Below are 24,988 nucleotides of genomic sequence, written 5' to 3'. Positions count from 1 at the left end.
CGCTTCACCTTAAATCTTTTTATAAATTTTATAAACCACTTCAAACAGTTTTGGGTGAATATAGTATAAAATCAGTTTTTTCCCAAAATTGCCTTGTTTGAGTGCAAATTTTATATTTAAATTTTCTTTTACTATTTTGTGAAAATTTTTACCTTTTTGAACAAAAATATGGTTTTGTGGTTCGATAAGTTTTTCAGCAACAATTAAAATCGTAAGACAACGCTTGTAATCGCAAAATTCCTTTAAATCTGGAAACTTTTGCAAAACTGAGCTTATAAATTTCTCTGTATTTTTAAAAATACTAAAATATTTTTCGCTTAAAGTATGCATAGAAGAGCTATGTCTAACTCTATAAAAATAGAGATTATCTCTTGTTATAGCGACATTTTCATCTTGAAAAATTTCACCAAAAATCGCCACATCTTCGTGAAGTTCGCCCACAGGAAAGCGCAAATTCGCCCAAATTTCTTTTGCAAAAAGAAATCTACAAACACCACTCATAAAGTAACTATCTCCAACGCAACACCCCTTAAAAATCTCTTTTGCGTCTATTACTTCACCATTTTTGTCATTTTTATTTTGCTCTAAAATTTTAGCAATTTCAGCGTTTTGATAAAATTCTTTATAACCGCACATTGCGATTTTTGTATTAAATTTTTGTGTTAAATCGTATAGTATTGCAATTAAATTTTCGTTTACAATATCATCGCTATCAATGAAAGTAATAAATTCGCCTTTGCAAATTTCAAGAGCATTATTTCGTGCGACGGCTTGACCTGCGTTTTTTTGGTGCATTACCTTTATGCGACTATCACGCAGTGAGAATTCGTCGCAAATTTCGCCACTTTTATCTGTGCTTCCGTCATCGACTAAAATAATTTCTAAATTTGTATAAGTTTGCGAAATTACCGATTTTAGGCAATCATATAAAAAATTTTCGACATTATAAACAGGGATTATTACTGAAATTAGTGGATTCATCGCACAGCCTTGACTGCTTTATAAAACGCTTTTAAAAGCTTTGGCGAAATATAAAAAAGTATCATCATAACGATTTTATAGGCTTTATTCGGTATCAAAAAATATGTTAAATTTAAATTTTTTCGCACAAAAGCGTGTAGCTCGTTTATCTCATTTTCAAACTCACTACTGCCTGAGCGAATAATGTTAAATGCCGTATTTAAGGCATTGTTGCACTTCATTGAAATAGCTTTTTTAGCTAGACTTGGATAAGCATTTATAATGCTGTCGCCAAATTTTCGCACATTTTTGATAATAATTAAATGCCTTTTTTCAAACGAATTTACGGTTGAACTTGTGCGAGTTCTGTAAAAATATAGATTTTCATAGGTTAGTGCTGTTTCGCTTTGATTAAAAATATCAAACCAAATCGCCACATCTTCATAAATCTCACCCGCAGGAAAGCGCAAATTTTGCCAAATTTCTTTGGAATATAAAGCCCTTGGAACCCCACTCATAAAATATGGATTTCTATGCAAAGCACGGCTAAAAAGCTCTTCTTGATCTAATTTTTCGCACTCTTTTGCGTTTTTATTTTGCTCTAAAATTTTAGCAATTTCAGCGTTTTGATAAAATTCTTTATAACCGCACATTGCGATTTTTGTATTAAATTTTTGTGTTAAATCGTGCAAAATTTTAATTAAATTTTCACCCACAATATCGTCACTATCGATAAAAGTTATAAATTCGCCTTTGCAAATTTCAAGAGCATTATTTCGTGCGACGGCTTGACCTGCGTTTTTTTGGTGCATTACCTTTATGCGACTATCACGCAATGCAAATTCATCGCAGATTTTCCCGCTTTTATCTGTGCTTCCGTCATCGACTAAAATAATTTCTAAATTTGTATAAGTTTGCGAAATTACAGAATTTAGGCAATCATGCAAAAAATTTTCAACATTATAAACGGGGATTATTATTGAAATTAAGGGATTTTCGTTCATTTTTTCTCCAAAGTTAAATTAATAAAATCTACCCATTTTTTACAAATATTTTCAGCCAAAAAATCATTTCGCCTTAAATTTGCATTTTTTATAAATTCTTCTCGCAAATTTTCATCACACATTAAAATTTCTAATTTTTCTGCCACGCCTTTTTCATCGCCGACTTCGCATAAAAAGCCATCTTTTTCGTCATTTATTAACTCACTTGGACCAGCTATGCAGTCTGTGGAAATCCTAGCAATATCAAAATAAATGCTTTCCATTAAGATATTGCAAAATCCCTCTTGTGTGCTAGTTACCGCGATAATCTTTGCTTTGGCGTAATATTCGTGCAGGTTACTTACAAAGCCAACAAAATCGATATTTAAATTTAGCTTGTTAGCTAAATTTTGCAAATTTTCTCTCTCGCTTCCGTCTCCTGCAATGACGATTTTCCAGCCTTTTAAAAGCTTACTATCCACCAAATTTAGGGCTTTTAAAAATGTTTTAAAATCTTTATGCGGTATCAAACGCCCTGCACTTAAAATTAAATTTTCTTTTTTAAACCCAGAAATTTCTGGTATTTCAAACATAGGATTTGGCATAATGGTGCGATTTTTGACATAAGGGTATCGCTCATAATCATACTTCGTAAGCACCGTTAAGCCGTCCGCAAAAGGGTAAGTTAGCCGTCTTAGCACTCGCCAAAACCCTTGCAAAAAATTATAATTTATGTGTTCTGTTATGATGATTTTTTTACCAACGCCAAAATTTGCAAGTAGTGTTAAAATATTTGTATTATCCAAAAACGATATTACGATGTCTGCATCGCTGTTTTTAAGCTCATTTCTTAGGGCGAAAATTTTGCCAAATCGTTTTTTTATGTTGCCAAAAAATCCTAAATTTCCAACGCCTAGATTTAAATTTTTGATCTTTATTTTTTGCGAAAATTCATAAAAAGGCTCATCGCTATCAAATTTTAAAATCTCAACTTCATGCTTATTGCAAAGTTTATTTGCCAAAACCTGCAAAACTCGCTCTGCCCCACCCTTGCCAAGTGCTGAAATTACGAATAAAATTTTCATTTTTCTATTCCAAATTTATTTTTTAATTTTTTTATAAAAATAAAAAGCTCTTCTTCTTTTAAAACCCAAAGCGAGAAAATATATGTTATCGCTCCAACGATAACGCAAACAATCAAACTTAAAAGCGGACTTTGTATAAATTTATCTGTAAAAAACATAACCACTGCCATGATTAAAGACGCCGCAAAACTTTGCCAAATATAGGCTAGTTGTTCAAATGCACCGAAATTATAGTATTTTTTAATCAAATATGTATTTATAAAAAATGCGATAAATCCAAGCAAAGCCTGACCCATAATGATAGCTTTTAGGCTAATCGGAAAGGTTATCGCCATCATCGTTAAAGTTAGCGGAAGCTTGATTAGAGCGATTTTTAAAAACAGATCACTTCTGCCTATGGCTGGTAAAATATTTAAATTTACAGTGCTAATCGGCGTAAAAATATAGCACAGACAAAACCAAAACAAAAGCGGAGCTGCTGCGATCCATTTATCTGTCAAAAAAACTAAAATAAAATTTTCGCTAATCACTGCTAAACCCACCATAACAGGGATTGTTAAAAGCGAAGTGATTTTAATAAGGCGTTTAAAAATTCTCACAAGCTCACTTTTATCATTTTGCAATGCACTCAAAAGTGGGAAAGTCGCCGTCGCAATGGCACTTGTTACAGCCCCAAAAACAGCCGTAGGAACAACTTCGCTTTGATGATAAAGTCCTAATTGATGCGTGTCATAAATTTTTGCAATAAAAAGATTGTAAATATTAGCTAGCACCATAGCGATAAACCCAACTAAACTAAGCTTTATGCCAAAACCAAAAAGTCGATCAAACGAAACTTTGCTAAATTCAGCCCTTGGTCGCCACTGGCTATAATACCAACTCATCGCTATGACGATACATTGTTTTAGCAAAAGCTGTAAAACAAGTGCCCAAACCCCAAAACCGCTCATCGCTAGTGCAATTCCTACAACTCCACTAATAATAAGTGCTACCAAATTTATCAAAGCAATCTTTTTAAAATTTACATCGATTTGAAATTTAGCGATTTGCACGATATTAAGAGAGTATAAAACCACTAGCAAAAATAGAACTTTTGCTAAATTTTCAAGCTCAGGTTTATCATAAAAATCAGCAATAAAAGGTGAAGCGATAAATAAAATAATATACGCAACCACCGCAACTGCGATATTGAAAATAAATGCAGTTGAAAAATCTATCTCGCTTCTGTCTTGTTTTTGAATTAGCGCCCTTGTAAATCCGCCCTCCACAAAAACATGACAAAAGCTAACAAATACAATCAAAAGTGCAAATAATCCATAATCATTTGGCGAAAGAATTCGTGCCAAAATAACATTAAAAATAAATCCAAGTCCTTGAACGCCAAATTTCTCAAAAGCGTTCCATAAAATACCAAATTTGGTTTTTTGAATTATGTTTTTTTGCATTAATTTATTCGCTTTTTAAAGTTTTCTTAATCTCATCAACAATGAATTTTGAAGCATTTGGATAGTTTATTGTAATATTTTTTCCGACATCTTGTAAGTTTAAATTTGTAAATTTTTCATTTTCCACATTTTTTACATACTCGATGATGTCATTTTGGTTTTTCGCGATATCATAAAATTTCAGCGCCTCTTTGCCAAATTTAGAAAGCTGGTTAAAAACAGCACCGTCAAATGACACAAAACAGCCCTTTTTGCCGCTAAATAGCCACTCTGAAATAAACGAACCACAATCGTGTATTATGCCATCAGCATTTGCAAAAATTTCTAAATAGTCTCCGCCAACAGAGTATTCCATGCATGATTTTATTTCATTTTGATAATTCTGGATTTTTTCTTTATCCCAAAAACCGTAATTTTCTAAATTTATAAAAAGATGTGGATGTGGGCGGAAGATAAATTCTACATTTGGGAAAATTTTCGGAAGACGCAAAATCAAATCATAATAATATAAAAAATTTGCGATTTTTAATTGTTGCGATTTTACAGAGTGATGTGGGGCGATGATAATTCGCTTTTTATCTCTATTTTTTATTTGTGAATTTGCAAAGTCATCCATCTTCGCATATCCGCTGATTTTGGCATTTTTACCACTTGAAAGGGAAAATTTTTTAAAGCCGTCATATTCAAATTTATTATTTAAAAATACTCGCCATAAAAAACTAACGCCAGGAACAGCGGCGATTACGTGATCACCATATTTGAAATGCGAAAAGGCATATTGCAAGTAAAACGGCAATAAATTTTGTTTAGAAAGATACGACAACGAGTGAAATTTATGTTTATCTAACTCATACGGCGAAGCGATATAAACAGCATCAAATAGCGAACTTCTATCCAAAAATTCGCCACTTTTTTCATCGTATCCGTCTATAACGCTTTCATTTCCGTAATGTTTGATAAAAAAATCTTTTGTAGCATTATAAGTCGCTATCATCTGCTCTTTATTTCGCATAGTGTTTGGCACGATGACAAATTTGACATATTCAAATGCATCATCGTTTTTTATGATTTCGCAAAGTTTTTTTCCGCCAAACATACTATCGTAAGCGATATATACGCCAAAGCGAATTTTAGAATTTTTGCTTTTAAATTCGCGTATGACGCTTTCGTAGTGCTTTGGGCTTTCTTTTAAAATTTTGCGATATTTAAAGACTTCGTAATACTTAACTAATCTATTAAAAATTGCGTTTTTTTTTACACTAAGCGGTATTAAAGCTAAAATTTTATGCTTAAAGCTCATTAATTTTTCTTTTCCCAATTTAGCGCACTTTGGATTATCTCGTCTAAATCCTCGTGGCATGGGACCCATGTTGTTTGGAAGCGAATTTTTGAAGCATTTGAGATTAGACAAGCTGGATCGCCCTCGCGACGCGGCGCAATTTCGACCGCAAAATCCACTCCACTTACCTTTTTAGCCTCGCTGATGACCTCTTTGACGCTAAATCCAGTGCCATAACCCACATTAAAGACATTGCTGTCGTTGGTTTGCAAGTATTCTAGCACCGCTAAATGCGCGCTCGCGAGATCCTCGACATGGATATAGTCCCTGATACAAGTGCCGTCTTTGGTATCGTAATCATCGCCGAAAATATACATTTTATCGCGTTTGCCAGTGATTGTTTGTGTTGCGATTTTGATCAAGTGTGTTGCGTTTGGATAGTTTTGTCCGATAAGTCCGTCGCTTGAAGCGCCTGCGACATTGAAATAGCGCAAAATTCCAAATTTAAAATCCTTGTTCGCAGCGGCTGTATCTTTTAGTATCCACTCGACCATAAGCTTGCTTTTGCCATACGGATTTATCGGAGCTTGCGGGCTTTCCTCGGTTACTTTGCCGTTTTCTGGCTCGCCGTAAGTCGCAGCAGTTGAACTAAAAATGAAATTTTTCACGCCGTATTTTTGGCAAAGCGCGATTAAATTTATCGCGTTTGCGGTGTTGTTTAGATAGTATTTTATCGGGTTTTTCACACTCTCGGCAACCTCGATAAACGCCGCAAAATGGATAATCGCGTCAAATTTTCCTCTTTTAAAAATTTCCTCGATTACCGGTAAATTTTCCAAATTTTCTTTGATAAATTCAAACTCGCCCACGCTTTTAAGCGCGTCGATTGCCTTCATCGAGCCTTTGCAAAGATTATCGACAACCACGATTTCATGGCGATTTGATTCTAAAAGTTGCTTTAAAACATGTGAGCCGATGTATCCAGCGCCACCTGTAACTAAAATTTTCATATCATTTTCCTTTTAAAAAAATTTTTTGATTATACCCAAATTTGTTAAATTGCGGGTTTCAGGCGCAAAAATGTAGGAAATCTAGGCTTTTTTTCACTTGTTAAATTTTGGTATTGATAAGTGATAATAGTGCCGATTTTAGGGGGTTTTGCGCGCCACTCATCGCTCCAACCAGACCCTATTTTAAACTTCACTCCACTTTTTATATCCACGCAAGTTACAGAGCCCATTTTGCCCTTGTTTTTGCCGTATCCCGGATTAATTCGTGTAATTTTACACTCGCTATCGCGCATTTTTTTGTATTTTAGGATATTTGCACTGCGTCCGCTCTCATACAGCGCGTATGGATTTCGGATCACCAGCCCCTCACCGCCATTTTCTACGACTAAATTTAGCATTTCTTCGATTTGTTCATGCGAACTAACCGGAGTTTGCGGGATTACGACTAAATTTTGCACGCCGTTTTTTTCAATAAAATTTGACAATATATTCATTTTTTCAAACAAATTTTTTCTCTCATTTGGCAAATCAAAAATATAAAATTTAATCTCGCTCCAACGCTCATCTGGCGTGGCTTTGCTCACAATCGAAGCGATTTTTTCAAACTCGCCTCGCCTGCTCCAAAGCTCGCCTTCGATCATAAAATTTGGAAATCCTTTTGTCCAAGATTCAGGCGCATTTATGATTTTGCCCTTGCGTGAGCGAAGCGTCTTGCCGTCCCATACGGCGCGGATTCCGTCGAGTTTTTCGCTTACGACCCAGCCAGTGATATCCATACCTTTTTTATACTCTTTAAGTAGCATTGGGCGAAATTCATCGCCAAAAGCCAAATTTGCGAAAAATAAAAAAATACAAAAAAGCGTTTTTGCAAATTTATTCATTTTTAAATTTCTCAATCTCGCGCGCGATAAATTCGCAAAAAACCTCGCTATACCCCATATCGGCGCAGTGTTTTTGCAGATACTCGCTCATCAAATTTAGATTATCCAAATAATCATTTAGCAAAATTTTGCCACGCAAAAGCTCGTATTTTAGGAAAAGCCAGTATGTATTTAGCGTGTCGCTCTGGCAATATTCGTCGATTTTATCGCCCTTTTCGTCATAAAACAGTTCCAAAACCTGATCGCCATGCACATCGTATTTGCCAGGCAGTCCCAAAGACGCGCACAAAAAGTCGAGTTTGAGCCCCCTAACAGAGCCAAAATCGCAAATATGATCGAGCAAATCGAGGTGAAAAACCCCGTCATATCGCGAGCGATAATTCGTCCATTTATCCTTGTTCGCAAGCTTATCATCGGTGCAAAAATACTCGCTGGCGCTGATATTATGCACCATTGCGCGCACCATAATCATCGGCAAATCAAAGCCGCGCCCGTTGAAGCTTACAAGGCGCGGATTGTGCGAGTTGATAAAATCAATAAATTTTTTGATTTTGCCCTTTTCATCGTCTGCTTGCAGGGTGCTTACGCGCACAAATTTGCCAAATTCATCAGCCAAAACCGCGCTGATACTTACGACTTTGTGGAAATTTATAGGCAAAAACTCGCTTCCTGTTTTTTCCTTGAAATGCGCCATTGCCGCGATTGAGAGCTTTTTGTGGTTTAAAATTTTGCTTTTATCATCGTTAAAAATCGGCTCATCGCCGTAAATTTTAGGCAGAGTGTTTGAGATGCTATCATTTTTGCTCTGAATTTTCGCATCAATTCCAGCAAGCAAAATTTTGGCATATTTTTTTTTGTCAAATTCATCATAGCACTCATCAATGATTTCTTTGTCTAAAATTCGAAGCAAAGCCGTAGTATCAGGCACAGTTTCGCAGTCAAAAACGCAGATGTAAGATTGTTTTTTATTCATAAATTTTCCATAAAATCAAGCTAGTTTATCCGCCAAAACGGCGGATAAAAGGATTAGTTTTTATCAATCGCTAGGATTGTGTTGCCCTCGTCATCGGTGGCGATGTCGCCCATGCCCATTATGTTATAACCGCAATCGACATAGTGAATCTCGCCCGTAACTGCGCTGGCAAAGTCGCTAAGCAAATATGCACCAGATTTGCCGACTTCGAAAATATCGACATTTCGTTTGAGTGGGGCATTTTTTTCGTTGTATTTTAGGATTAGGCGGAAATCGCCGATTCCACTAGCTGCGAGAGTTTTAATCGGACCCGCTGAAATCGCATTTACGCGAATTCCGCGCTCACCCAAATCGTGCGCTAGGTAGCGAACTGAGCTCTCTAACGCTGCTTTTGCTACGCCCATGACATTGTAATGTGGCACAAATTTCACGCCACCAAGATAGCTAAGAGTTAAAATCGCTCCATTATCATTTAGCAAAGGCTCGACTGCGTTTGTAAGCGCAATCAGCGAATAAACCGAGGTTTGCATAGCGATATTAAAAGCATCTTTTGTAGTGTCGATAAATTTGCCATCAAGCGCCTCGCGTGGGGCAAATGCCACAGCGTGAAGCACGAAGTCAAATTTGCCAAAATCTTTTTCTAAACTCGCGCGCAAATTCGCCAAATGCTCGTCGTTGTTGATATCTAACTCATAAATTTTATCGCTTCCAAGCTCCGCTGCAATCGGCTCGACGCGCTTTTTCAAAGCGTCATTTAAAAATGTAAAAGCTAACTCCGCTCCCTGTTCGTGGCAAATTTTCGCAATGCCATAAGCGATAGATTTGTTGTTTGCAACGCCGACGATTAGCCCTTTTTTACCTTTTAGTATCATTTTGCTTCCTTGATTAAATTTATGAAATTTTCTGCGTTCCAACTAGCCGTTCCCACTAAAACGCCGTCGCAACTTGGAATTTGCGAAATTTCGGCGATATTTTTTAAATTTACGCTTCCCCCATATAGCAAAGGAGCCTTTGTTTTAGTTCGCAAAAAGCTTAAAATTTCATCTATGATTTCGCTAGTTGCGGTATTTCCCGTGCCTATCGCCCAAATCGGCTCATAAGCGATAACCAAATTTTGGTAATCTAAATCGATTTTTTCAAGCTGAGAGGCTAGAAAATCCTTGGTTTTGCCCTCTTTATACACAGCCTCGTTTTCGCCGATACAAAAGATGATTTTGTAGCCCTCTGCCTTTGCGAATTCAAATTTTCGCGCGATTAGCTCATCGCTTTCGCCCAAAATTTCACGCCTTTCGCTATGTCCGATTAAAACGCAGTTTATGCCAAACTCGCCCAGCATTTCCTTGCCGATTTCGCCTGTGAAACTGCCGTTTTGGCATGGATAGAAATTTTGTGTGCCTTGGATAAATTTGTGATTTCCCAAATTTAAAGCCACACTTGGCGGAAATACCAAAATTTCGTGTTTTGATAAAATTTCATCGCCTAAATTTGCATTTAAAATTTCGCAATAACGCTCGAAACTAGCCCTAGTGTGATTGCATTTTAAATTTGCGGCTAGTATCATTGCTCGCTATCCTCGATAGTTAGGACTTTTACGCCAGGAAGCTCTTTACCCTCGATTAGCTCCAAGCTAGCCCCACCACCTGTGGAGATAAATGTCATATCATCGGCGTTTCCGGCTCTTTCGACCACATCGGCTGTATCGCCACCGCCCACGACGGTCGTAGCGTCGCTATCGGCGATGAAGTGCGATATACGCATACTTCCGCGCGCAAATTTATCGATCTCAAACACGCCCATAGGGCCGTTCCACCAGATAGTTTGCGCATCATCAAGTGCCTCTTTGAAAAGCGCTACGGTCGCAGGTCCGATATCTAACCCCATCCAGCCAGCTGGGATTTCTTGGACCGTTACGCGCTTCATAACAGAATCTTGCGAGCAAGCAGGGGCTGCGATAGTATCGACTGGGATATAAATTTTAACCCCTAATTCCTTGCCTTTGCGCAAGATATTTTTGGCCTCTTCGATCAAATCCTCTTCTAAAAGCGAATTTCCGATATCGTATCCAACGGCTTTTAAAAATGTAAAAGCCATACCGCCACCAATAATGAGTTTATCGACTTTTGGAAGCAAATTATGCAAGGCTTGGAGCTTGCCACTGACCTTGCTACCGCCAGTTACAGCGACGAAAGGACGGGCTGGGCGTTTAATCAAATCAGCGGCGAATTTAATCTCTTTTTGTAGCAAAAATCCAGCCGCTTTGTGCTCGTTGTCGAAAAACTTCGTCACAGCCTCGACGCTTGCGTGTGCTCTGTGGCATACGCCAAATGCGTCATTGACATAAAATTCACCATAACTAGCTAATTTTTTGGCTAATTCAGTATCGTTTTTGGTTTCGCCCTTTTCGAAACGCAAATTATCTAATAATAAAAGCTCGCCCTTTTTTAGCTCGCTAACTGCCTTGCTAGCGCGCTCTCCTACGATATCATCGACAAATTTGACCTCGCGATCAAGCAATCTGCCAAGTCTTTTCGCCACAGGGCGAAGGCTAAATTTCTCCTCGTAGCCGTTTTTTGGGCGACCAAGGTGACTTGCTAAAATCACGCAACCACCATTATCCAAACAGTAGCGAATCGTAGGGATTGATGAGCGGATTCTGCGATCGTCTGTGATATTGCCAAACTCGTCCATAGGCACATTAAAATCGCATCTAATAAAAACTTTCGCACCGTCTGTAAAATTCAAATCCTTAATATCTAAAATTTGGCTCATTTTAACCCCTTTTTGACGCTGCGAAAACCGCTAAATCAACCAATCTGTTACTATAACCCCACTCGTTATCATACCAGCTTAGCACTTTGATTAAATTTCCACCAATCACCTGCGTGCAATCGCTCGCCACAGCTGTCGAAAATGTCGAAGTGCAAAAATCGCTTGATACGCGTTTGTCATCATCGACGACCAAAATTCCCTTCATTGCGCCATTAGCGTATTTTCTAAAAATTTCATTTAGCTCGTCAGCTGTGGTCTCTTTTTTGGTCGATACAGTCAAATCTACCATTGAGACATTTGCTACTGGCACGCGCACAGCTTGTCCGTGCATTTTGCCTTTAAGCTGTGGCAAAATCAGACTGATCGCCTTGGCTGCGCCTGTCGTAGTCGGTATGATATTGCACGCTGCCGCACGACTTCTGCGGAAATCACGGCTTTTGACATCGACTAGGCTTTGGCCGTTTGTATAAGCGTGGATTGTAGTCATCAAGCCCTTTTCGATACCTAGCTCATCGTCTAAAATTTTAGCCACAGGGCCAAGTCCGTTTGTGGTGCAGCTAGCGTTTGAAATCACGCTCTCGCCTGCATAGCTTTCGTGATTTACGCCGATTACATAAGTCGGAGTATCGTCCTTAGCAGGGGCGCTCATAACGACAAGTTTAATGCCGTTATCCAAAAATGGTTTGCATTTTTCTGTGGTTAAAAATGCTCCCGTGCATTCTAGCACGACCTGGGCACCAAGCCCCGCGAAATCTAGCTCGCTAGCGTCTCTGGTGCTATAAACTCTGATTTTTTTGCCATCTACTGCGATGTAATCGTCGTTTATGATTTCAACTTTTTTATTAAATTCCCCATGAACTGTGTCGTATTGAAGCAAGTATCTAGTAAGGTCGCGTTTAGCGGTATCGTTGATAGCCACTAGCTCTACATCATCGCGATTTAGCGCGATTCTGGCTGCACATCTGCCGATGCGTCCAAAGCCGTTAATTGCAATTTTTGTTGCCATAATTTTTCCTTAAAATGAAATTTTAAAAATCTTATAATATTACAAAAATTTGGGTTAATTAACGGTAAAATGGATTAAATTTTAGCTGTTTTTGACGCTAAATTTCACGCCACTATCAATAAAAACGCTTAGCAAAATTTCATAAAATTCGCCAAATTTATCTTTTAAAATTTGGCCATTTTCTATGATAAATTCAGCGTCGTTTCTCTCGGTTAGCGCGTCATAAAGTGCGTCTAGGTTTGTAATGTAATCAGGCTCGAAATTTAGGCGTTTGGCGATGAATTTATAAAGCCCGGCTTTGCTTTTTACTTTGGCTGCGTCGATTGTGATTATTTTCATTATTGCACCCTCTCAAAGCTCTTGTAATGGTCTTTTGTGTAAAAAATCAAGCCGTCGTTTGAAAACACTAGCCGTTTTTTACCCCTAGCTCCACCCTTGTAATCAATATCAGCCTCTGTGTAAATTCTGCCCTTTTTAGCAGGAAGCGCGCGCTCGTAATTTCCAAATCTATCGCCACCGATCGATTTATCCTTCGCGTATGCGTGCAGATCGCCACCGCTCCAACCAAGGGCGTTTGCCTGCTTTTTAGTGATGAAATTTGAAGGCAGTTTTCCGTGCGCTTTGATATGCTCGCTCACGCACTCTTTGCTAATGCAAAGCTCGCTTGCTGGCGTTTGTGCGCCATTATCTTGCGCGCTTTGCGAAATAGAATTTTTGCCATAAAATAAAAATAAAACTAATGCTAAAACCCCGAAAATCAGGGCAAAATTTAGAAATTTTTTACTCACTTTTGATTCTTTTTTTGGTTGCAAATTTAAAATAGCAAATTATCGCTGCTACAACCAAAGCTAGGATTAGTGGCGCGATATAAGGTTTTTCTTTGATATGAGAGTAGATTTCTTGGACGAAATCCCCAGCATAAAAGCTCAAAAGTCCGATGATAAGTGCCCACACAAGCGAACTAACCGCGTTTAAAATGCTAAATTTCAAAAACGAGTATTTTGTGATACCAATGGCGATTGGAACTAAGGTTTTTAGCCCATAGATGAATTTTTGGATTAAAATTATCCTATCGCCGTATCGTTTGAATAAAATTTGCGACAAAGCCAAATTTCGGCGCTGTTTTTTTAGGTATGGCATGATATCTTTTTTGTTGTAGCGGCTGACCCAAAACAGCCCTGTATCGCCCAAGAAATTCGACACGCAGGCTACGGCTATGCAAACCCAAATATTAAGTTCGCCTGTAAAGCTTAAAATTCCAGCAGCCACCAAGGCGATAAATCCACCGCCCAAAGTGTATAAAAAAAGTAGTAAATATCCCCAAGTATGGAGGTTTTCAAACATAGAATCCATGAAATTTACCCGCTTAATCTAGCCTAAAAATTTCGCCCTAAAACCTGCATTAAAAGCCTGTATTCTTGTGTGGAAGTATCGAAAGCCACGCTATTTTTGGTCTCTATGACAGAGCCACCTAGGCTTACTCCGGCGAAAAATCCACCCTTGCTTGTGAAAACATACATATCTTTATTTATCATATCAAGTCTGCCAGAATCCGCGCTGTAATTGCCAACCACGGCTGTCGCATCGCCTGAAAGGGTGATTTGGGATTTGCGCATTTTATTTATCATAGCCTCACTCATCACGAAAATTACCAAATAATTATCCTCATAGCCTATTTGTAGCCCGATACTAGCGTTTGAAATATCCACAGCGCTTACCTGACCGCCCTTATAGACGATGACGCCCTCGCCATACATTCCGCCTATGATAAAGCCTAGCTTTTTCACACTTGGGAAAATCAGCACAGCCTCGGCCTCATTAGCTAGGTATTTATACGCAGAGTTGCTTTTCATCACAGACGAATACGCGCCTGCGCTATTTATCAAAAGCTCGTCCTCTCCAAAAAGTGCGCCCACAAAAAGCAAAAGTGAAAGTATGATTTTTTTCATTTTTTATCCTTAGTTAAATTTATTTAGCGATTTCGACTGCGCGCAGTTCGCGTATGACATTTACCTTGATTTCGCCCGGGAATTGCACCTTGTCTTGGATTTCCTCGGCGATCTCTTTTGCGATTAGCACAGCCTCATCATCGTTGATTAATTTTGCATTGGCAATGACGCGAATTTCGCGTCCAGCGTTGATTGCATAAGCTTGTTTTACGCCGTTTTTGCCAAGTGCGATTGTCTCTATATCATTAACCCTTTTTAGGAAGCTCTCCAATACTTCGCGCCTTGCCCCAGGTCTAGCCGCACTTAGCGCGTCAGCTGCGCACACAGCGGCACTTTCCACGCTTGTAGCTTCCTCGTGTCCGTGGTGAGCGAAAATCGCATTAATCACGACTGGGTGCTCTTTATATCTGCGACAAACCTCTGCGCCCAAATCCACATGCGAGCCCTCGTATTCGTGCGTAAGAGCCTTGCCGATATCGTGCAAAAGTCCGGCTCTTTTGGCTAGTTTTGGATCGCCACCCGTCTCAGCTGCGATAATTCCTGCTAAATGCGCTACTTCAAGCGAGTGCGCAAGGGCGTTTTGACCATAGCTTGCACGGAATTTTAACTTTCCGATAAGTTTTAAAATTTCTGGGTGTAGTTTGCCAATGCCTAGATCCATAACGATATTTTCGCCCTCTTCTAAAATGCTTGATTCGAACTCATCGCAAACTCTTTTATAAATATCCTCGATTCTAGCTGGCTGAATTCTACCATCTTCAATCAAAAGCTCGATTACGCGCACAGCGATAGCCCTGCGGTAAAGATTGTGCGAGCTAACGATAATCGCATTTGGCGTATCATCGATGATGACATCTACGCCCAGCGTCATTTCCAAGCTTTTGATATTGCGACCCTCTTTACCGATAATTCGGCCTTTTAGCTCATCGTTTTTGATATTTACGACATTTATTAGGCGTTCAGCCGCAAACTCGCCAGCAAAACGCGAAGTCGCCTGAGCGATGATATAATTTGCCTTTTTTCTAGCCTCTTTTTTCGCCTCTTCCTCGTGTTTGCGCACGATATGAGCGATATCTATGCGTGATTGTTCCTCGACCTTACGCAAAATTTCATCTCTTGCCTCACTTTGCGTAAATCCAGCCACGCGCTCTAAAACTTTCAGTGATTCGGCTAGTTTTTCCTCGTAATTTTTCTTTAAATTTACGCCCTCATCGTAGAGAAATTTAGCTTCATTTCTAACATTTTCTACCTCTGCTTTGCTGTTTTTAAGCACCTCTTGTTCGGTTAAAAGAGCTTGTTCTTTTTTGTTCAGTTCGTTGAATTTTTGGTTGTAATCTTTTTGGAGATGATTTGACTTTTCCTCGTATTTCTTTTTGGCTTCCAATTCAGCCTCTTGGACTGAAATTTTAGAATCCCTAAGCACGCCCTCGGCTTCGAATTCTATGGCTTTTGCCTTTGCTTTTGCTTGTTCAATCAATACATCGTAATTTGCGTTATTGATTTTTCTAGCTACCCCATACCCTATGCCAGCGCCCACCGCAAGAGCGCACAAGGCGATTAAGATCTCTATCATATTTTCCTCTTTTAAAGTAATTTTTGCTCGGAGTAATGTAAAAATCACCTACCACATCGTGGCTCAAAGATAAAATTTCATTTGTGAAACAATCCTCTAAGCTCACAAAAACCACGGTAGGTTTGTGTTTTAGACCTGAAAAAAACATATCATAATATCCTTTACCATGTCCTATTCTAGCGAGCCTTCCATCTACTCCAACCACTGGAATAACCGCTAAATCCACCTTGCCAAAATAGCCGTTTTGGGGCAGTGTTTCACGCAACCCAAAATGCGATTTGACAAAAGGAAGTCGCAATTTTACCATTTTTAAATTAATATCCGTTATACGCGGAAGATAAAATTCGCATTTTTTACCCATTAAATTTTTCAAAAACAAAATTTCGGGCTCGTATTTTAGTGGCAAAAAAATTAAAATTTTGCGCGCACCAAGAGCGCGGATTAAATTCGCAATGCGCCTAGAAATGATATACGAAGTGCATTTGGCTGAAATTTTGGCACGAAATTTAAGCCTAAATTTGCAAATTTTCCTAAATTCATTTTTTTCCACGATTTTAACTTTGTATTAAATTTTAACGGCTATTTTAGCAAGTTTAAGTATAATTCCACATCAAAATTTACAAGGCAACAAATGAAATTTAAAATTTTACTAGCTCTGCTTATGGGTTTTTTCGTCCTTGCTGGGTGCGAGAAAAAGGACGAGCAAAGCGCAAATAGCGAGCCAGAGATAACCCAAAGCGCCGAAAATGAAAATATCCCCACAGAAAGCAGTATTGGCACCAATTACACTGCGCCGTTTTCGCTCACATTTACAAATAATCAAATTTTAAATATGCAAAAAAACAAAAATGGTTTTAGCATAGAAAATGGCGGCAAAACCACGCTTTTTGCCTTTTTTGCTTCGTGGTGTGATGCCTGCACGATTCAGGCAAGTGCGCTTAATGCGCTCGTGGAAAAATACGGCGATAAGCTCGATGTAGTGGCTGTTTTGATAGCTGATGAGATTTCATTAGACGAGCTAAAAGAGTATGAAAAAAAGGTAAAAGCCAAATTTAAAATAGCCTATGGCGAGGCAAATGATTTTTTCATGGGCACGCTTGGAGGGATTTCAGAAATCCCGTATTTGGTGGTTTATGACAAAAAAGGCGAGTTTAGCGCTCAATATTTCGGTTTGATTCCCGAAGAAATTTTAACACTCGAAATGGAGAAAATTTTATAATGTTTAATTTTTTTAAAAAAGGTCTTAGCAAGACGATCGAGGCTATGAAGGAGGCCCGCGGCAAAAGCAAAATTTCAAAAGATGTGCTTGAAGAAATGCTTTTAGAAGCCGATGTGGATTATGAAATCATCGAGGAAATTATATTTTATCTCCCGCCTAACGAATTCGTCGAAAAGGCCGATTTAAAGCGTGTAATGAAGACATATTTTATGTATGAACACGAAAATTTCACCCCTGCTAAACCTTATGTCGAGCTAATCCTTGGCGTAAATGGCGCAGGCAAGACAACCTCTGTCGCAAAGCTGGCAAATTTATACAAAAAAGCTGGAAATAGCGTGATTTTGGGCGCGTGCGATACATTTAGGGCGGGCGCAGTCGAGCAGATAAAACGCTGGTCGCAAATCATAAATGTCCCTATCATCGCTACCGCGCAAGGCCACGACCCTGCGGCTGTGGCTTACGATACCATTAGCTCAGCCGTCGCTAAGGGGCTAGATCGCGTGCTAATCGATACAGCCGGCAGACTTCAAAACCAAAAAAACCTAGCAAACGAGCTAGAAAAAATCGTGCGTATCTCAGCCAGAGCCTGCGAGGGTGCGCCACATCGCAAAATCATCGTGCTTGATGCGACGCAGGGAAACAACAGCGTAATTCAGGCAAAAGCGTTTAATGAAATCACAAAACTTGATGGCATAATCATTACCAAACTTGACGGCACGCCAAAAGGTGGCGCGCTTTTTGGGATTGCGCGCGAGCTAGAAATCCCGATTTTGTATGTCGGCGTGGGCGAAAGTATGGACGATTTGATCAAATTTAACCCAGATGAGTTTGTCGATACCCTAGTCGATGGACTTTTTGAATAAGAAATTTCACTTTAAATTTGCAAATTTATAAAGCAAAAAATGCGAAATAAAATTTATGGGCGAGTTTCACTCGTCCATAAAAATTTAATATAATTTTCCAAATTCCAAGTACTACGCGTAAAATTTATGTATTAAGCTTAAATTCAGCAAATTTTAACGGGGGGGGGAGCTATAATCACTCTTTATTTTTTCTAAGGAGTTTTTATGGCAGATGAAAATCATAGTTATCAATCAAGGTAGTGGCAATACGGCTGGAATTTTAGCTATCGTATTTGCTATTTTAGGAATTTTCTTTTTAGGAATTTTATTTGTTCCGCTTGCTCTTGTTTGTGCGATTATCGCTACGATTAAGGCGGTTAAAGGAGTTGCTTCAAAATTAGTTGCGATTATTTCTTGGATATTAATCATTATCGCCTTTGCTACTTCACCAATGCTACTAGGTATGCTTAGCATTGGGATGACTAGACAAGAAGTAAAAACAACACCAATTGGACTTGCTTACTCGCAAGAGTTTGAAACTGCACTAAAACAGATAAGAGATGATTTTTCTTTGCGTGGAGAATTTAGGGATTTACAATCTATGACCACGGTTAGACATTTTAAAGATGAAGCATTAAAACAAAAGGCAAACTAATAGAATATAGTATAGGCTTGAAATCAAAGGGGCAAATAGATTTTTGCGCTCAGATGGTTTTGAAAGAAAGCGACAGTAAATACATTATAGAAACAAAAAATATAAATGAAAATAAAGACATTTGCAGAGAACTACATAATGCCGAACTCTATAAAAAACTAAAAACTTTTGAAATAAATTAAAATTGTAGAAGATAAAATAAAAATTTTGCTTTTGCATAGAAGCAAAAGCAAAATTTCTACTGCTCGTTCATAATTGATAAAAGTTCTGCGTTGTTTTTGGTTTTTAGGATTTTTGGGTATAAAAATTTCAGTGCCTCGACATCGTCCATCGTAGAAACCACAGAGCGAATAGCCCAAATTTTCTGCAAATTTTGCGCACCTTGGAGCAACTCTTCTTTTCTCGTGCCTGATTTTGTGATATTAATCGCAGGGTAAATTCGGCGATCGCTGATATTTCTATCTAGGATAATCTCGCTATTTCCAGTGCCTTTGAACTCCTCGAAAATCACATCGTCCATACGAGATCCCGTCTCGATTAGCGCAGTCGCCACGATAGTAAGCGATCCGCCGTTTTCGATATTTCGCGCCGCTCCAAAAAAGCGTTTTGGCTTGTGAAGTGCGTTGGCATCGACACCACCGCTTAGCACCTTACCACTAGCTGGGGTTACTGTGTTGTAAGCGCGCGCAAGGCGGGTAATGCTATCGAGCAAAATCACCACATCTTTGCCAATTTCGACGGCGCGTTTTGCCTTTTCGATAACGAGTTCAGCCACGCGCACATGGTTAAACGCAGGCTGATCGAAAGTCGAACTAAACACCTCTCCACGCACACTGCGCTCCATATCGGTAACCTCTTCTGGTCTTTCATCTACCAAAAGCACCAAAAGCTCGACCTCTGGGTGATTTCTCGTAATTCCGTTTGCCAGCTCCTTCATAAGCTCAGTTTTACCTGTGCGAGGCGGAGCTGTGATAAGCGCTCTTTGACCCTTGCCAATCGGCGTAAAAAGGTCTAGCACGCGACCAGTTAGCTTCATCGGATCGTATTCGAGCTGTAATTTTTCAGTCGGAAAAAGCGGAGTAAGGTTGTCAAAAAGTGGTCTTTCTCTGGCTTCTTGGATTGATTTGTAATTAATCGCTTCGATTTTTAAAAGCGCGTAATATTTCTCTTGATCTTTTGGTTCTCTGACCTGTCCTGTGACGATATCGCCCACACGAAGGGCAAATTTGCGAATTTGGCTTAGGCTGACATAAGCGTCATTTGCGCTGTCGCTAAGGTTTGAGTCGATTCCTCGCAAAAAGCCGTATCCCTCAGGTGTAACCTCTAAAATTCCGGTAAATAAAATAAATCCGCCCTGTTTTGTCTGCATGCGAAGTATCTCAAACACGAGCTCTTGGCGGCGAAATTCTCGCGAATTTTCCACACCTAGCTCATCAGCGATTGCGACAAGATTTTCTAAATCCATAGCGCGAAGCTCTTCGATTTGATATCCCTCTACTGGGACATGAGTTTTAGCATGAACTTTTTTCGTGTGATTTGGTGCTTGTGGGGCGGTTTGGGTTTGTTGGGTTGAATTTTCCTTAGTGTTTTCCATTGTTCCTCTTTGAAATTTGAAGATTTAAAATTTGGCGGTAAAAGGTAGCTGTAATTATAAAATTTTATTCCTTAAACGCACCAAATTTTAGAATTTTTTGTTGTCTGCGAGTGATAATCTCATCGATTGAGAGATTTGCTAGCTTGTCAAGCTCGGCTAAAACATAGTTTCCTAGCAGTTTCGCTGTACCGTCTCTGTCTCTGTGAGCGCCCATTTTAGGCTCTTCGATGACATCGTCGATTAAATCAAGCTCTTTTAACTCCTCAGCGGTAATCTTTAACGCTTTTGTCGCTGCTTCGCTTTTTTCTGGATCGTTCCACAAAATCGCCGCACAGCCCTCTGGCGAAATAACTGAAAAGATTGAGTTTTGTAGCATTGCTAATTTATCAGCTACGCCGATAGCTAGCGCGCCACCGCTTCCACCTTCGCCAATAACTACGGCGATTGTTGGAGTGCGTAGATTGCTAAGTTCGTATAAATTTCGCGCGATTGCCTCGCTTTGTCCGCGCTCTTCGGCGCCAATTCCAGGATATGCACCCGGAGTGTCGATTAAAAATAAAATAGGCAGATTAAATTTTTCGGCTAATTTCGCCACTCTTAGAGCCTTGCGATAACCTTCTGGGTGAGGCATACCGAAATTTCGCTTTAATTTATTTTTTGTGCCACGACCCTTTTGTTCTGCGATTACGACAATTTTGCGTGTGCCGATGATACCTAGGTAGCACACAATCGACGCGTCATCGCGATACGCACGATCGCCGTGGATTTCGTGAGCGTCTTTTAAAAGCGCTCTGATATAATCAATCGCATAAGGACGATCTGGGTGGCGGGCTAGTTGCAAGCGTTGGTATTCACTAAGATTTTTGTAAATTTTAGCAACCTCTTTTTCTAAATTTTTGTTTAAAATCTCAACCGCGTCCTCATCGCCACGAATTTTTGCGTTGGCGATATCATCATCTATTTGTTTAATAGATTTTTCAAAATCAAGATAACTTGCCATTATTTCACTCTTTTGAAGATTACAGATCCGTTTGTGCCACCAAAGCCGAAATTGTTGCTCATAACGCAATCAATCTGTGCTTTGCGCGCAGTATTTGGGACATAGTCCAAATCACACTCTGGATCTTTTGAAATTTGATTGATTGTAGGAGGGATAATTCCACTTTCCATAGCTAGTAGGGTAACCGCTGCCTCGATCGCACCAGCTGCGCCAAGACAATGCCCGATTTGACCCTTTGTAGAGCTTACAGCTGGGACATTTGCGCCAAATAGCTCTTTTAGAGCTGCTGTTTCGTTTCTGTCATTTACCGCAGTAGATGTGCCGTGAGCGTTGATATAATCAACCTTTGGTTCGCCAGCCATTTTATAGGCCTTTTTCATAGCGCGAAGCGGGCCATCAAGCGTAGGCGAAGTGATATGATACGCATCACCGCTAGAACCATATCCGATAAGCTCGCCATAAATTTTAGCCCCTCTTGCAACTGCGTCCTCGTAAGTCTCTAAAACAAGCGCAGCTGCGCCCTCTCCCATAACAAAGCCATTTCTCTCCCCGTCAAACGGTCTGCTTGCATGCTCAGGATCGTCATTTCTGGTAGAAAGTGCCTTCATAGCGGCAAATCCACCGATACCGACAGGGCAAATCGCAGCCTCAGCGCCAACGACTAACATTTTTTTCGCTTCACCGACTTGGATAGTTTTCGCTGCCTCGATGATAGCGTGAGTAGATGCCGCACAAGCTGTAACACTGGCTAAATTCGGACCTTTGAGATTGTGATAAATAGAAATAAATCCGCCTAGCATATTTACTAGTGCAGACGGGATAAAAAATGGAGAAATTCTCCTAGGACCACGCTGCAAACAGACATTTGAGTTGATCTCAATATTCGGCAAACCACCGATTCCAGCGGCTGAGCTGATACCAAACTCATCAGCGTCAAATTCGCTAAATTTAGCATCGCTCATAGCCTCTGCGGCAGCTTTTAGTCCTAGTTGAATAAATCTATCCATTTTCTTGATCTCTTTGCCGTCTTCGACAACCACGCTAGGATCGAAATCCTTAACTTCGGCTGCTATGCTAACTGGAAATTCGCTCGCATCAAAAAGTGTAATCTTGCCTACTCCGGTTTTTCCGCTGCAAATGTTTTCGAAACTACTTTTTTTATCAAGGCCAAGGGCTGTAATCATGCCAATTCCGGTTACTACGACTCTTTTCAAGATCAATTCCTTAAAATTTAAAATTTAAATTATTTATTTAAGCTTTCTACATAGCTTACGACATCGCCGATTGTTACTAATTTCTCTGATTCGCTATCTGGAATTTCGATGCCAAATTTCTCTTCCAAAGCCATTACTAGCTCAACTACATCTAATGAATCAGCGCCCAAATCTTCGATAATTTTTGCTTCTGGTTTTACTTGATCAGGTGCAACGCTAAGTTGCTCCACAACTACATCTCTTACATCTTCAAATGCTGCCATTTGGAACTCCTTTAAAAAAATAACTCGTTATATTATAATAAGTTTGCTTAAAGTATCGAAATTTAAACATTTTTACTATAATACGCGCCCTGACATTATAAAATTTGGAGTTAAATTTTGAGTAAAGATAGCTCGGTCAAACGCGTGATCGAAATCATATATGATTTGCAAAAAGGCAGTGTGCTAAATCTGGCGAATTTAGCGGATAAATACAGCGTCAGCGAGCGCACGCTAAGGCGAGATTTGGAGGTCATTAAAGAAATTTTTGGCGATATTTTCGTGCATTTAGGGGGCGGAAATTACCAAAGCTCGCAAAAGGCGATTTTTGAAAATATGCTAAATTCGAGCGAATTTTTTATGCTTAAAGAAATCATAAAACTCTCTCACAAATCCAGCCTAGAAATTTCGAAAAATTTAAGCAAATCCATGCAAGATAAAATTTTAAAAAACCTAGATGAGAGCCCATATATCTTTAAACACAAGCCTTACGAGGAAATTTTTGCTAGGCGGGAAGTGTTTAAAATTTTAGAGCGCGCGATCGCTTATAAAAAAGAAATTTCGTTTAAATACACAAACGCGGGCAAAATTTCGCACTTTACAATCCAGCCGTATAAAATAATGTTTATGGAGCAAAATTTCTATCTCGCAGGACTGCAAAAACGCCCACACAAGCACGCGCATGTGATTTTTCGAATCGCGATGATGAGCGAGGTCAAATTTAGCGGACGCGAGTTTAAGCGCGACCAAAATTACCTAGATTTTTTGCATTTCATAAACTCGCCATGGGCGAGCTATTCGCCGAATTTCAGGGCGAATTTAATCAAAGTAATTTTGCAAATCCCGCAAGAGCACGCCAAGTATTTTAGGCTCAAAAAATTCTACCCCACCCAAGAAATCATTTGCGAAAACGACGACGGGAGCATAAATGTCGAATTTAGCGTGACAAATTTCGCCGAAATTTTAAATATCATCAAGCAGTGGCTTCCGCGCATAAAAGTCCTAACCCCGCGCAAACTAGAAGGTATCGTAAAGGGCATAGCTAGGGATTTTTACGCAAACACGCACGGAAATTTACCGCCAAATTTACCGCCACAAAAGCCAAATTCCTAGCCAAATTTGATGGCAAATTCAGGCTAAATTCCCTACGCAAATAGGCGAAATTCTGTTTCATTTCTGCCCCAAACTACCGCCCTAGCGAGCATATCAGCCTAGTCCAAACAAGCAAGATCAAGGAAAAAAACTTATAAAACCTTACCTAGGATTTTAAATAACTTTAAGGCGCGCAAAACTAGCACGCGTCATAAAATTTCAACTTTGCGAAAACTAAATTTGAAATTTAATCTTTGCATTTTAAACTATAAATTTTGCACTTTAAGCGGCTCAGGCAACAAGCCTGATTCTGGTTATGAGCCAGATGAGATACTCAGTCTCTAAAAGATTTAGCAGATCTTTATAGTTTGTTAGCGCGCCGTTTTTGCCAAGTGGCGCTTTCTTGGTCTCCTTTTTCGCTCGTTTTCAATATGCTCGCTAGGGCGGTATCAAATCTCAAATTTCGCCCTATTTCGCAAACCTGCGCGAGGTTAGATTTCAATCATCGTTTTGGCGTTGATTTCAGACAGGCTCAAATCAATCTCGCTTAAAAGCGTGACTAGCTCGTCTTTTTGCGCGATCGCTTTTTCCAAAGTAAGTGGCGAGATAATCTCGATTTTATAGGCATCGCGGAAGCTTTTTAGAGTTTGTTCGATCGTATCTTTTGGCAAGGTGTTTTTGGCTGTGCCATAGATAGATTCTAGCGTTTTTTGCGCCTTTTCCTCGGTTTTGGCTTCCTCTTTTTCCTTGATTTTCGCCGCCTCATCAAGGTAAGCAATCATCATAGATAATTCATCGATCCATGCGCTTACAATACCCTTGTATTCGATAGCCTCGATGATAGATAGCTCTTCTTTGCCGATTTTAATGGTATTTTGCACATTTGCCTTGGCAACTGCGCCTTTGAGCGCGCGTTTTTTCTTGCGCAAATCCGCCCTGCTATCCAGCACGCCATTAGCGTATTTTAAGAAATCTTGCGGAGTTTGGTTGCTAGCATTTACCAAAACGCCGTTTATTGCGACTTTGGCTAATTTATAATCCCCGCCTTGCAACTTTTTATCAATCAACTTAATCTCAGCCAACGCTCTTGTGATTGAAATTTCCATTTTTTGCTCCTTGTTTTTGATTTGGAGCAATTTTACATGGATTTTTTGTCATATTGTGTCAAAAAATAAAAATGTAGAATTTTAAGAAGAAAA

Annotated in this window: 27 protein-coding genes; 4 read left to right on the top strand and 23 right to left on the bottom strand. The window is 39.4% G+C overall.

Annotated features, from left to right (window positions below):
• Positions 1-9: 9 nt before the first annotated feature.
• The 18 genes from OFO07_RS00785 to OFO07_RS00700 all read right to left on the bottom strand — a co-directional run bounded on the left by OFO07_RS00785 (position 10) and on the right by OFO07_RS00700 (position 16,463).
• A complete protein-coding gene (locus OFO07_RS00785) occupies positions 10-981 on the bottom strand; it encodes a glycosyltransferase family 2 protein (RefSeq protein ID WP_270870594.1) in 972 nt (323 codons plus the stop codon).
• Positions 978-1,964: a glycosyltransferase family 2 protein gene (locus OFO07_RS00780; RefSeq protein WP_270870593.1), complete on the bottom strand. Its 987-nt coding sequence runs from the start codon at positions 1,962-1,964 to the stop codon at positions 978-980. The genes OFO07_RS00785 and OFO07_RS00780 overlap by 4 nt, the downstream gene beginning before the upstream one ends.
• Positions 1,961-3,028: a glycosyltransferase family 4 protein gene (locus OFO07_RS00775; RefSeq protein WP_270870592.1), complete on the bottom strand. Its 1,068-nt coding sequence runs from the start codon at positions 3,026-3,028 to the stop codon at positions 1,961-1,963. Before OFO07_RS00775 ends, OFO07_RS00780 begins: the two co-directional genes overlap by 4 nt.
• Positions 3,025-4,473: a lipopolysaccharide biosynthesis protein gene (locus OFO07_RS00770; protein WP_270870591.1), complete on the bottom strand. Its 1,449-nt coding sequence runs from the start codon at positions 4,471-4,473 to the stop codon at positions 3,025-3,027. Before OFO07_RS00770 ends, OFO07_RS00775 begins: the two co-directional genes overlap by 4 nt.
• A gap of 4 nt (positions 4,474-4,477) precedes the next feature.
• A complete protein-coding gene (locus OFO07_RS00765) occupies positions 4,478-5,773 on the bottom strand; it encodes a hypothetical protein (RefSeq protein ID WP_270870590.1) in 1,296 nt (431 codons plus the stop codon).
• Positions 5,773-6,762 (bottom strand): UDP-glucose 4-epimerase GalE, encoded by a 990-nt coding sequence (gene galE, locus OFO07_RS00760; protein ID WP_270870589.1) that lies wholly within the window; start codon positions 6,760-6,762, stop codon positions 5,773-5,775. Before galE ends, OFO07_RS00765 begins: the two co-directional genes overlap by 1 nt.
• A gap of 44 nt (positions 6,763-6,806) precedes the next feature.
• Positions 6,807-7,643 carry a DNA ligase gene (locus OFO07_RS00755; RefSeq protein WP_270870588.1) on the bottom strand — a complete coding sequence of 279 codons (837 nt, stop codon included), beginning with the start codon at positions 7,641-7,643 and terminating at the stop codon, positions 6,807-6,809.
• Complete coding sequence (locus OFO07_RS00750) at positions 7,636-8,616, bottom strand: 3'-5' exonuclease (protein WP_270870587.1); 981 nt, start codon at positions 8,614-8,616, stop codon at positions 7,636-7,638. Before OFO07_RS00750 ends, OFO07_RS00755 begins: the two co-directional genes overlap by 8 nt.
• A gap of 53 nt (positions 8,617-8,669) precedes the next feature.
• Positions 8,670-9,488 carry an enoyl-ACP reductase FabI gene (gene fabI, locus OFO07_RS00745; protein ID WP_270870586.1) on the bottom strand — a complete coding sequence of 273 codons (819 nt, stop codon included), beginning with the start codon at positions 9,486-9,488 and terminating at the stop codon, positions 8,670-8,672.
• Positions 9,485-10,177: a triose-phosphate isomerase gene (locus OFO07_RS00740; RefSeq protein ID WP_270870585.1), complete on the bottom strand. Its 693-nt coding sequence runs from the start codon at positions 10,175-10,177 to the stop codon at positions 9,485-9,487. The genes fabI and OFO07_RS00740 overlap by 4 nt, the downstream gene beginning before the upstream one ends.
• Complete coding sequence (locus OFO07_RS00735) at positions 10,174-11,385, bottom strand: phosphoglycerate kinase (RefSeq protein ID WP_270869036.1); 1,212 nt, start codon at positions 11,383-11,385, stop codon at positions 10,174-10,176. The genes OFO07_RS00740 and OFO07_RS00735 overlap by 4 nt, the downstream gene beginning before the upstream one ends.
• A 1-nt stretch (position 11,386) precedes the next feature.
• Positions 11,387-12,391, bottom strand: coding sequence for a type I glyceraldehyde-3-phosphate dehydrogenase (gene gap, locus OFO07_RS00730; RefSeq protein ID WP_270861938.1), 1,005 nt, complete (start codon positions 12,389-12,391; stop codon positions 11,387-11,389).
• Positions 12,392-12,472: 81 nt separating this feature from the next.
• On the bottom strand, positions 12,473-12,730 hold the full coding sequence (locus OFO07_RS00725; protein WP_270870584.1) for a barstar family protein: 258 nt from the start codon (positions 12,728-12,730) through the stop codon (positions 12,473-12,475).
• Entirely contained in the window at positions 12,730-13,179 is a 450-nt protein-coding gene (locus tag OFO07_RS00720; protein ID WP_270870583.1) for a ribonuclease domain-containing protein, read from the bottom strand. The genes OFO07_RS00725 and OFO07_RS00720 overlap by 1 nt, the downstream gene beginning before the upstream one ends.
• Positions 13,172-13,735, bottom strand: coding sequence for a DedA family protein (locus OFO07_RS00715; protein WP_333720325.1), 564 nt, complete (start codon positions 13,733-13,735; stop codon positions 13,172-13,174). The genes OFO07_RS00720 and OFO07_RS00715 overlap by 8 nt, the downstream gene beginning before the upstream one ends.
• Before the next feature lie 32 nt (positions 13,736-13,767).
• Entirely contained in the window at positions 13,768-14,340 is a 573-nt protein-coding gene (locus OFO07_RS00710; protein ID WP_270861941.1) for a lipid-binding SYLF domain-containing protein, read from the bottom strand.
• 19 nt (positions 14,341-14,359) lie between these two features.
• Complete coding sequence (rny, locus tag OFO07_RS00705) at positions 14,360-15,913, bottom strand: ribonuclease Y (protein ID WP_270870582.1); 1,554 nt, start codon at positions 15,911-15,913, stop codon at positions 14,360-14,362.
• Complete coding sequence (locus tag OFO07_RS00700; protein ID WP_270870581.1) at positions 15,846-16,463, bottom strand: 5-formyltetrahydrofolate cyclo-ligase; 618 nt, start codon at positions 16,461-16,463, stop codon at positions 15,846-15,848. Before OFO07_RS00700 ends, rny begins: the two co-directional genes overlap by 68 nt.
• 81 nt (positions 16,464-16,544) lie before the next feature.
• Here OFO07_RS00700 and OFO07_RS00695 point away from each other — a divergent pair, with 81 nt between their 5' ends.
• The 3 genes from OFO07_RS00695 (at position 16,545) to OFO07_RS00685 (ending at position 18,629) form a co-directional block, all read left to right on the top strand.
• Complete coding sequence (locus OFO07_RS00695; RefSeq protein ID WP_270870580.1) at positions 16,545-17,132, top strand: TlpA family protein disulfide reductase; 588 nt, start codon at positions 16,545-16,547, stop codon at positions 17,130-17,132.
• Complete coding sequence (gene ftsY / locus OFO07_RS00690; RefSeq protein WP_270870579.1) at positions 17,132-17,995, top strand: signal recognition particle-docking protein FtsY; 864 nt, start codon at positions 17,132-17,134, stop codon at positions 17,993-17,995. The genes OFO07_RS00695 and ftsY overlap by 1 nt, the downstream gene beginning before the upstream one ends.
• Before the next feature lie 211 nt (positions 17,996-18,206).
• Entirely contained in the window at positions 18,207-18,629 is a 423-nt protein-coding gene (locus tag OFO07_RS00685) for a hypothetical protein (protein ID WP_270870578.1), read from the top strand.
• A 238-nt stretch (positions 18,630-18,867) separates the two neighbouring features.
• On the opposite strand, the gene rho is transcribed toward OFO07_RS00685, so the two are convergent.
• The 4 genes from rho to acpP form a co-directional block, all read right to left on the bottom strand.
• On the bottom strand, positions 18,868-20,223 hold the full coding sequence (gene rho / locus OFO07_RS00680; protein ID WP_270859359.1) for a transcription termination factor Rho: 1,356 nt from the start codon (positions 20,221-20,223) through the stop codon (positions 18,868-18,870).
• A gap of 64 nt (positions 20,224-20,287) precedes the next feature.
• On the bottom strand, positions 20,288-21,223 hold the full coding sequence (gene accA / locus OFO07_RS00675; RefSeq protein WP_270870577.1) for an acetyl-CoA carboxylase carboxyl transferase subunit alpha: 936 nt from the start codon (positions 21,221-21,223) through the stop codon (positions 20,288-20,290).
• Complete coding sequence (locus OFO07_RS00670) at positions 21,223-22,437, bottom strand: beta-ketoacyl-ACP synthase II (RefSeq protein ID WP_270870576.1); 1,215 nt, start codon at positions 22,435-22,437, stop codon at positions 21,223-21,225. Before OFO07_RS00670 ends, accA begins: the two co-directional genes overlap by 1 nt.
• 29 nt (positions 22,438-22,466) lie before the next feature.
• Positions 22,467-22,700 (bottom strand): acyl carrier protein, encoded by a 234-nt coding sequence (gene acpP, locus OFO07_RS00665; RefSeq protein WP_270859356.1) that lies wholly within the window; start codon positions 22,698-22,700, stop codon positions 22,467-22,469.
• Positions 22,701-22,817: 117 nt separating this feature from the next.
• On the opposite strand from acpP, the gene OFO07_RS00660 reads away from it, so the two are divergent.
• Complete coding sequence (locus tag OFO07_RS00660; protein WP_270870575.1) at positions 22,818-23,810, top strand: helix-turn-helix transcriptional regulator; 993 nt, start codon at positions 22,818-22,820, stop codon at positions 23,808-23,810.
• A 470-nt stretch (positions 23,811-24,280) separates the two neighbouring features.
• Here OFO07_RS00660 and OFO07_RS00655 read toward each other — a convergent pair whose 3' ends face one another.
• Positions 24,281-24,895 carry a hypothetical protein gene (locus OFO07_RS00655; protein WP_270870574.1) on the bottom strand — a complete coding sequence of 205 codons (615 nt, stop codon included), beginning with the start codon at positions 24,893-24,895 and terminating at the stop codon, positions 24,281-24,283.
• Positions 24,896-24,988 lie beyond the last annotated feature (93 nt).

This window comes from Campylobacter sp. JMF_06 NA1, from assembly GCF_027737785.1.
Lineage (GTDB): Bacteria > Campylobacterota > Campylobacteria > Campylobacterales > Campylobacteraceae > Campylobacter_B.
This window is presented reverse-complemented; position numbering and strand designations above follow the sequence as displayed.

Bases quoted from the DNA above. Each gene is read 5' to 3' on its own strand.
- OFO07_RS00785 (WP_270870594.1), bottom strand. From the start codon at position 981: ATGAATCCACTAATTTCAGTAATAATCCCTGTTTATAATGTCGAAAAT.
- OFO07_RS00780 (WP_270870593.1), bottom strand. From the start codon at position 1,964: ATGAACGAAAATCCCTTAATTTCAATAATAATCCCCGTTTATAATGTT.
- OFO07_RS00775 (WP_270870592.1), bottom strand. From the start codon at position 3,028: ATGAAAATTTTATTCGTAATTTCAGCACTTGGCAAGGGTGGGGCAGAG.
- OFO07_RS00770 (WP_270870591.1), bottom strand. From the start codon at position 4,473: ATGCAAAAAAACATAATTCAAAAAACCAAATTTGGTATTTTATGGAAC.
- OFO07_RS00765 (WP_270870590.1), bottom strand. From the start codon at position 5,773: ATGAGCTTTAAGCATAAAATTTTAGCTTTAATACCGCTTAGTGTAAAA.
- galE (WP_270870589.1), bottom strand. From the start codon at position 6,762: ATGAAAATTTTAGTTACAGGTGGCGCTGGATACATCGGCTCACATGTT.
- OFO07_RS00755 (WP_270870588.1), bottom strand. From the start codon at position 7,643: ATGAATAAATTTGCAAAAACGCTTTTTTGTATTTTTTTATTTTTCGCA.
- OFO07_RS00750 (WP_270870587.1), bottom strand. From the start codon at position 8,616: ATGAATAAAAAACAATCTTACATCTGCGTTTTTGACTGCGAAACTGTG.
- fabI (WP_270870586.1), bottom strand. From the start codon at position 9,488: ATGATACTAAAAGGTAAAAAAGGGCTAATCGTCGGCGTTGCAAACAAC.
- OFO07_RS00740 (WP_270870585.1), bottom strand. From the start codon at position 10,177: ATGATACTAGCCGCAAATTTAAAATGCAATCACACTAGGGCTAGTTTC.
- OFO07_RS00735 (WP_270869036.1), bottom strand. From the start codon at position 11,385: ATGAGCCAAATTTTAGATATTAAGGATTTGAATTTTACAGACGGTGCG.
- gap (WP_270861938.1), bottom strand. From the start codon at position 12,391: ATGGCAACAAAAATTGCAATTAACGGCTTTGGACGCATCGGCAGATGT.
- OFO07_RS00725 (WP_270870584.1), bottom strand. From the start codon at position 12,730: ATGAAAATAATCACAATCGACGCAGCCAAAGTAAAAAGCAAAGCCGGG.
- OFO07_RS00715 (WP_333720325.1), bottom strand. From the start codon at position 13,735: ATGTTTGAAAACCTCCATACTTGGGGATATTTACTACTTTTTTTATAC.
- OFO07_RS00710 (WP_270861941.1), bottom strand. From the start codon at position 14,340: ATGAAAAAAATCATACTTTCACTTTTGCTTTTTGTGGGCGCACTTTTT.
- rny (WP_270870582.1), bottom strand. From the start codon at position 15,913: ATGATAGAGATCTTAATCGCCTTGTGCGCTCTTGCGGTGGGCGCTGGC.
- OFO07_RS00695 (WP_270870580.1), top strand. From the start codon at position 16,545: ATGAAATTTAAAATTTTACTAGCTCTGCTTATGGGTTTTTTCGTCCTT.
- ftsY (WP_270870579.1), top strand. From the start codon at position 17,132: ATGTTTAATTTTTTTAAAAAAGGTCTTAGCAAGACGATCGAGGCTATG.
- OFO07_RS00685 (WP_270870578.1), top strand. From the start codon at position 18,207: ATGAAAATCATAGTTATCAATCAAGGTAGTGGCAATACGGCTGGAATT.
- rho (WP_270859359.1), bottom strand. From the start codon at position 20,223: ATGGAAAACACTAAGGAAAATTCAACCCAACAAACCCAAACCGCCCCA.
- accA (WP_270870577.1), bottom strand. From the start codon at position 21,223: ATGGCAAGTTATCTTGATTTTGAAAAATCTATTAAACAAATAGATGAT.
- acpP (WP_270859356.1), bottom strand. From the start codon at position 22,700: ATGGCAGCATTTGAAGATGTAAGAGATGTAGTTGTGGAGCAACTTAGC.
- OFO07_RS00655 (WP_270870574.1), bottom strand. From the start codon at position 24,895: ATGGAAATTTCAATCACAAGAGCGTTGGCTGAGATTAAGTTGATTGAT.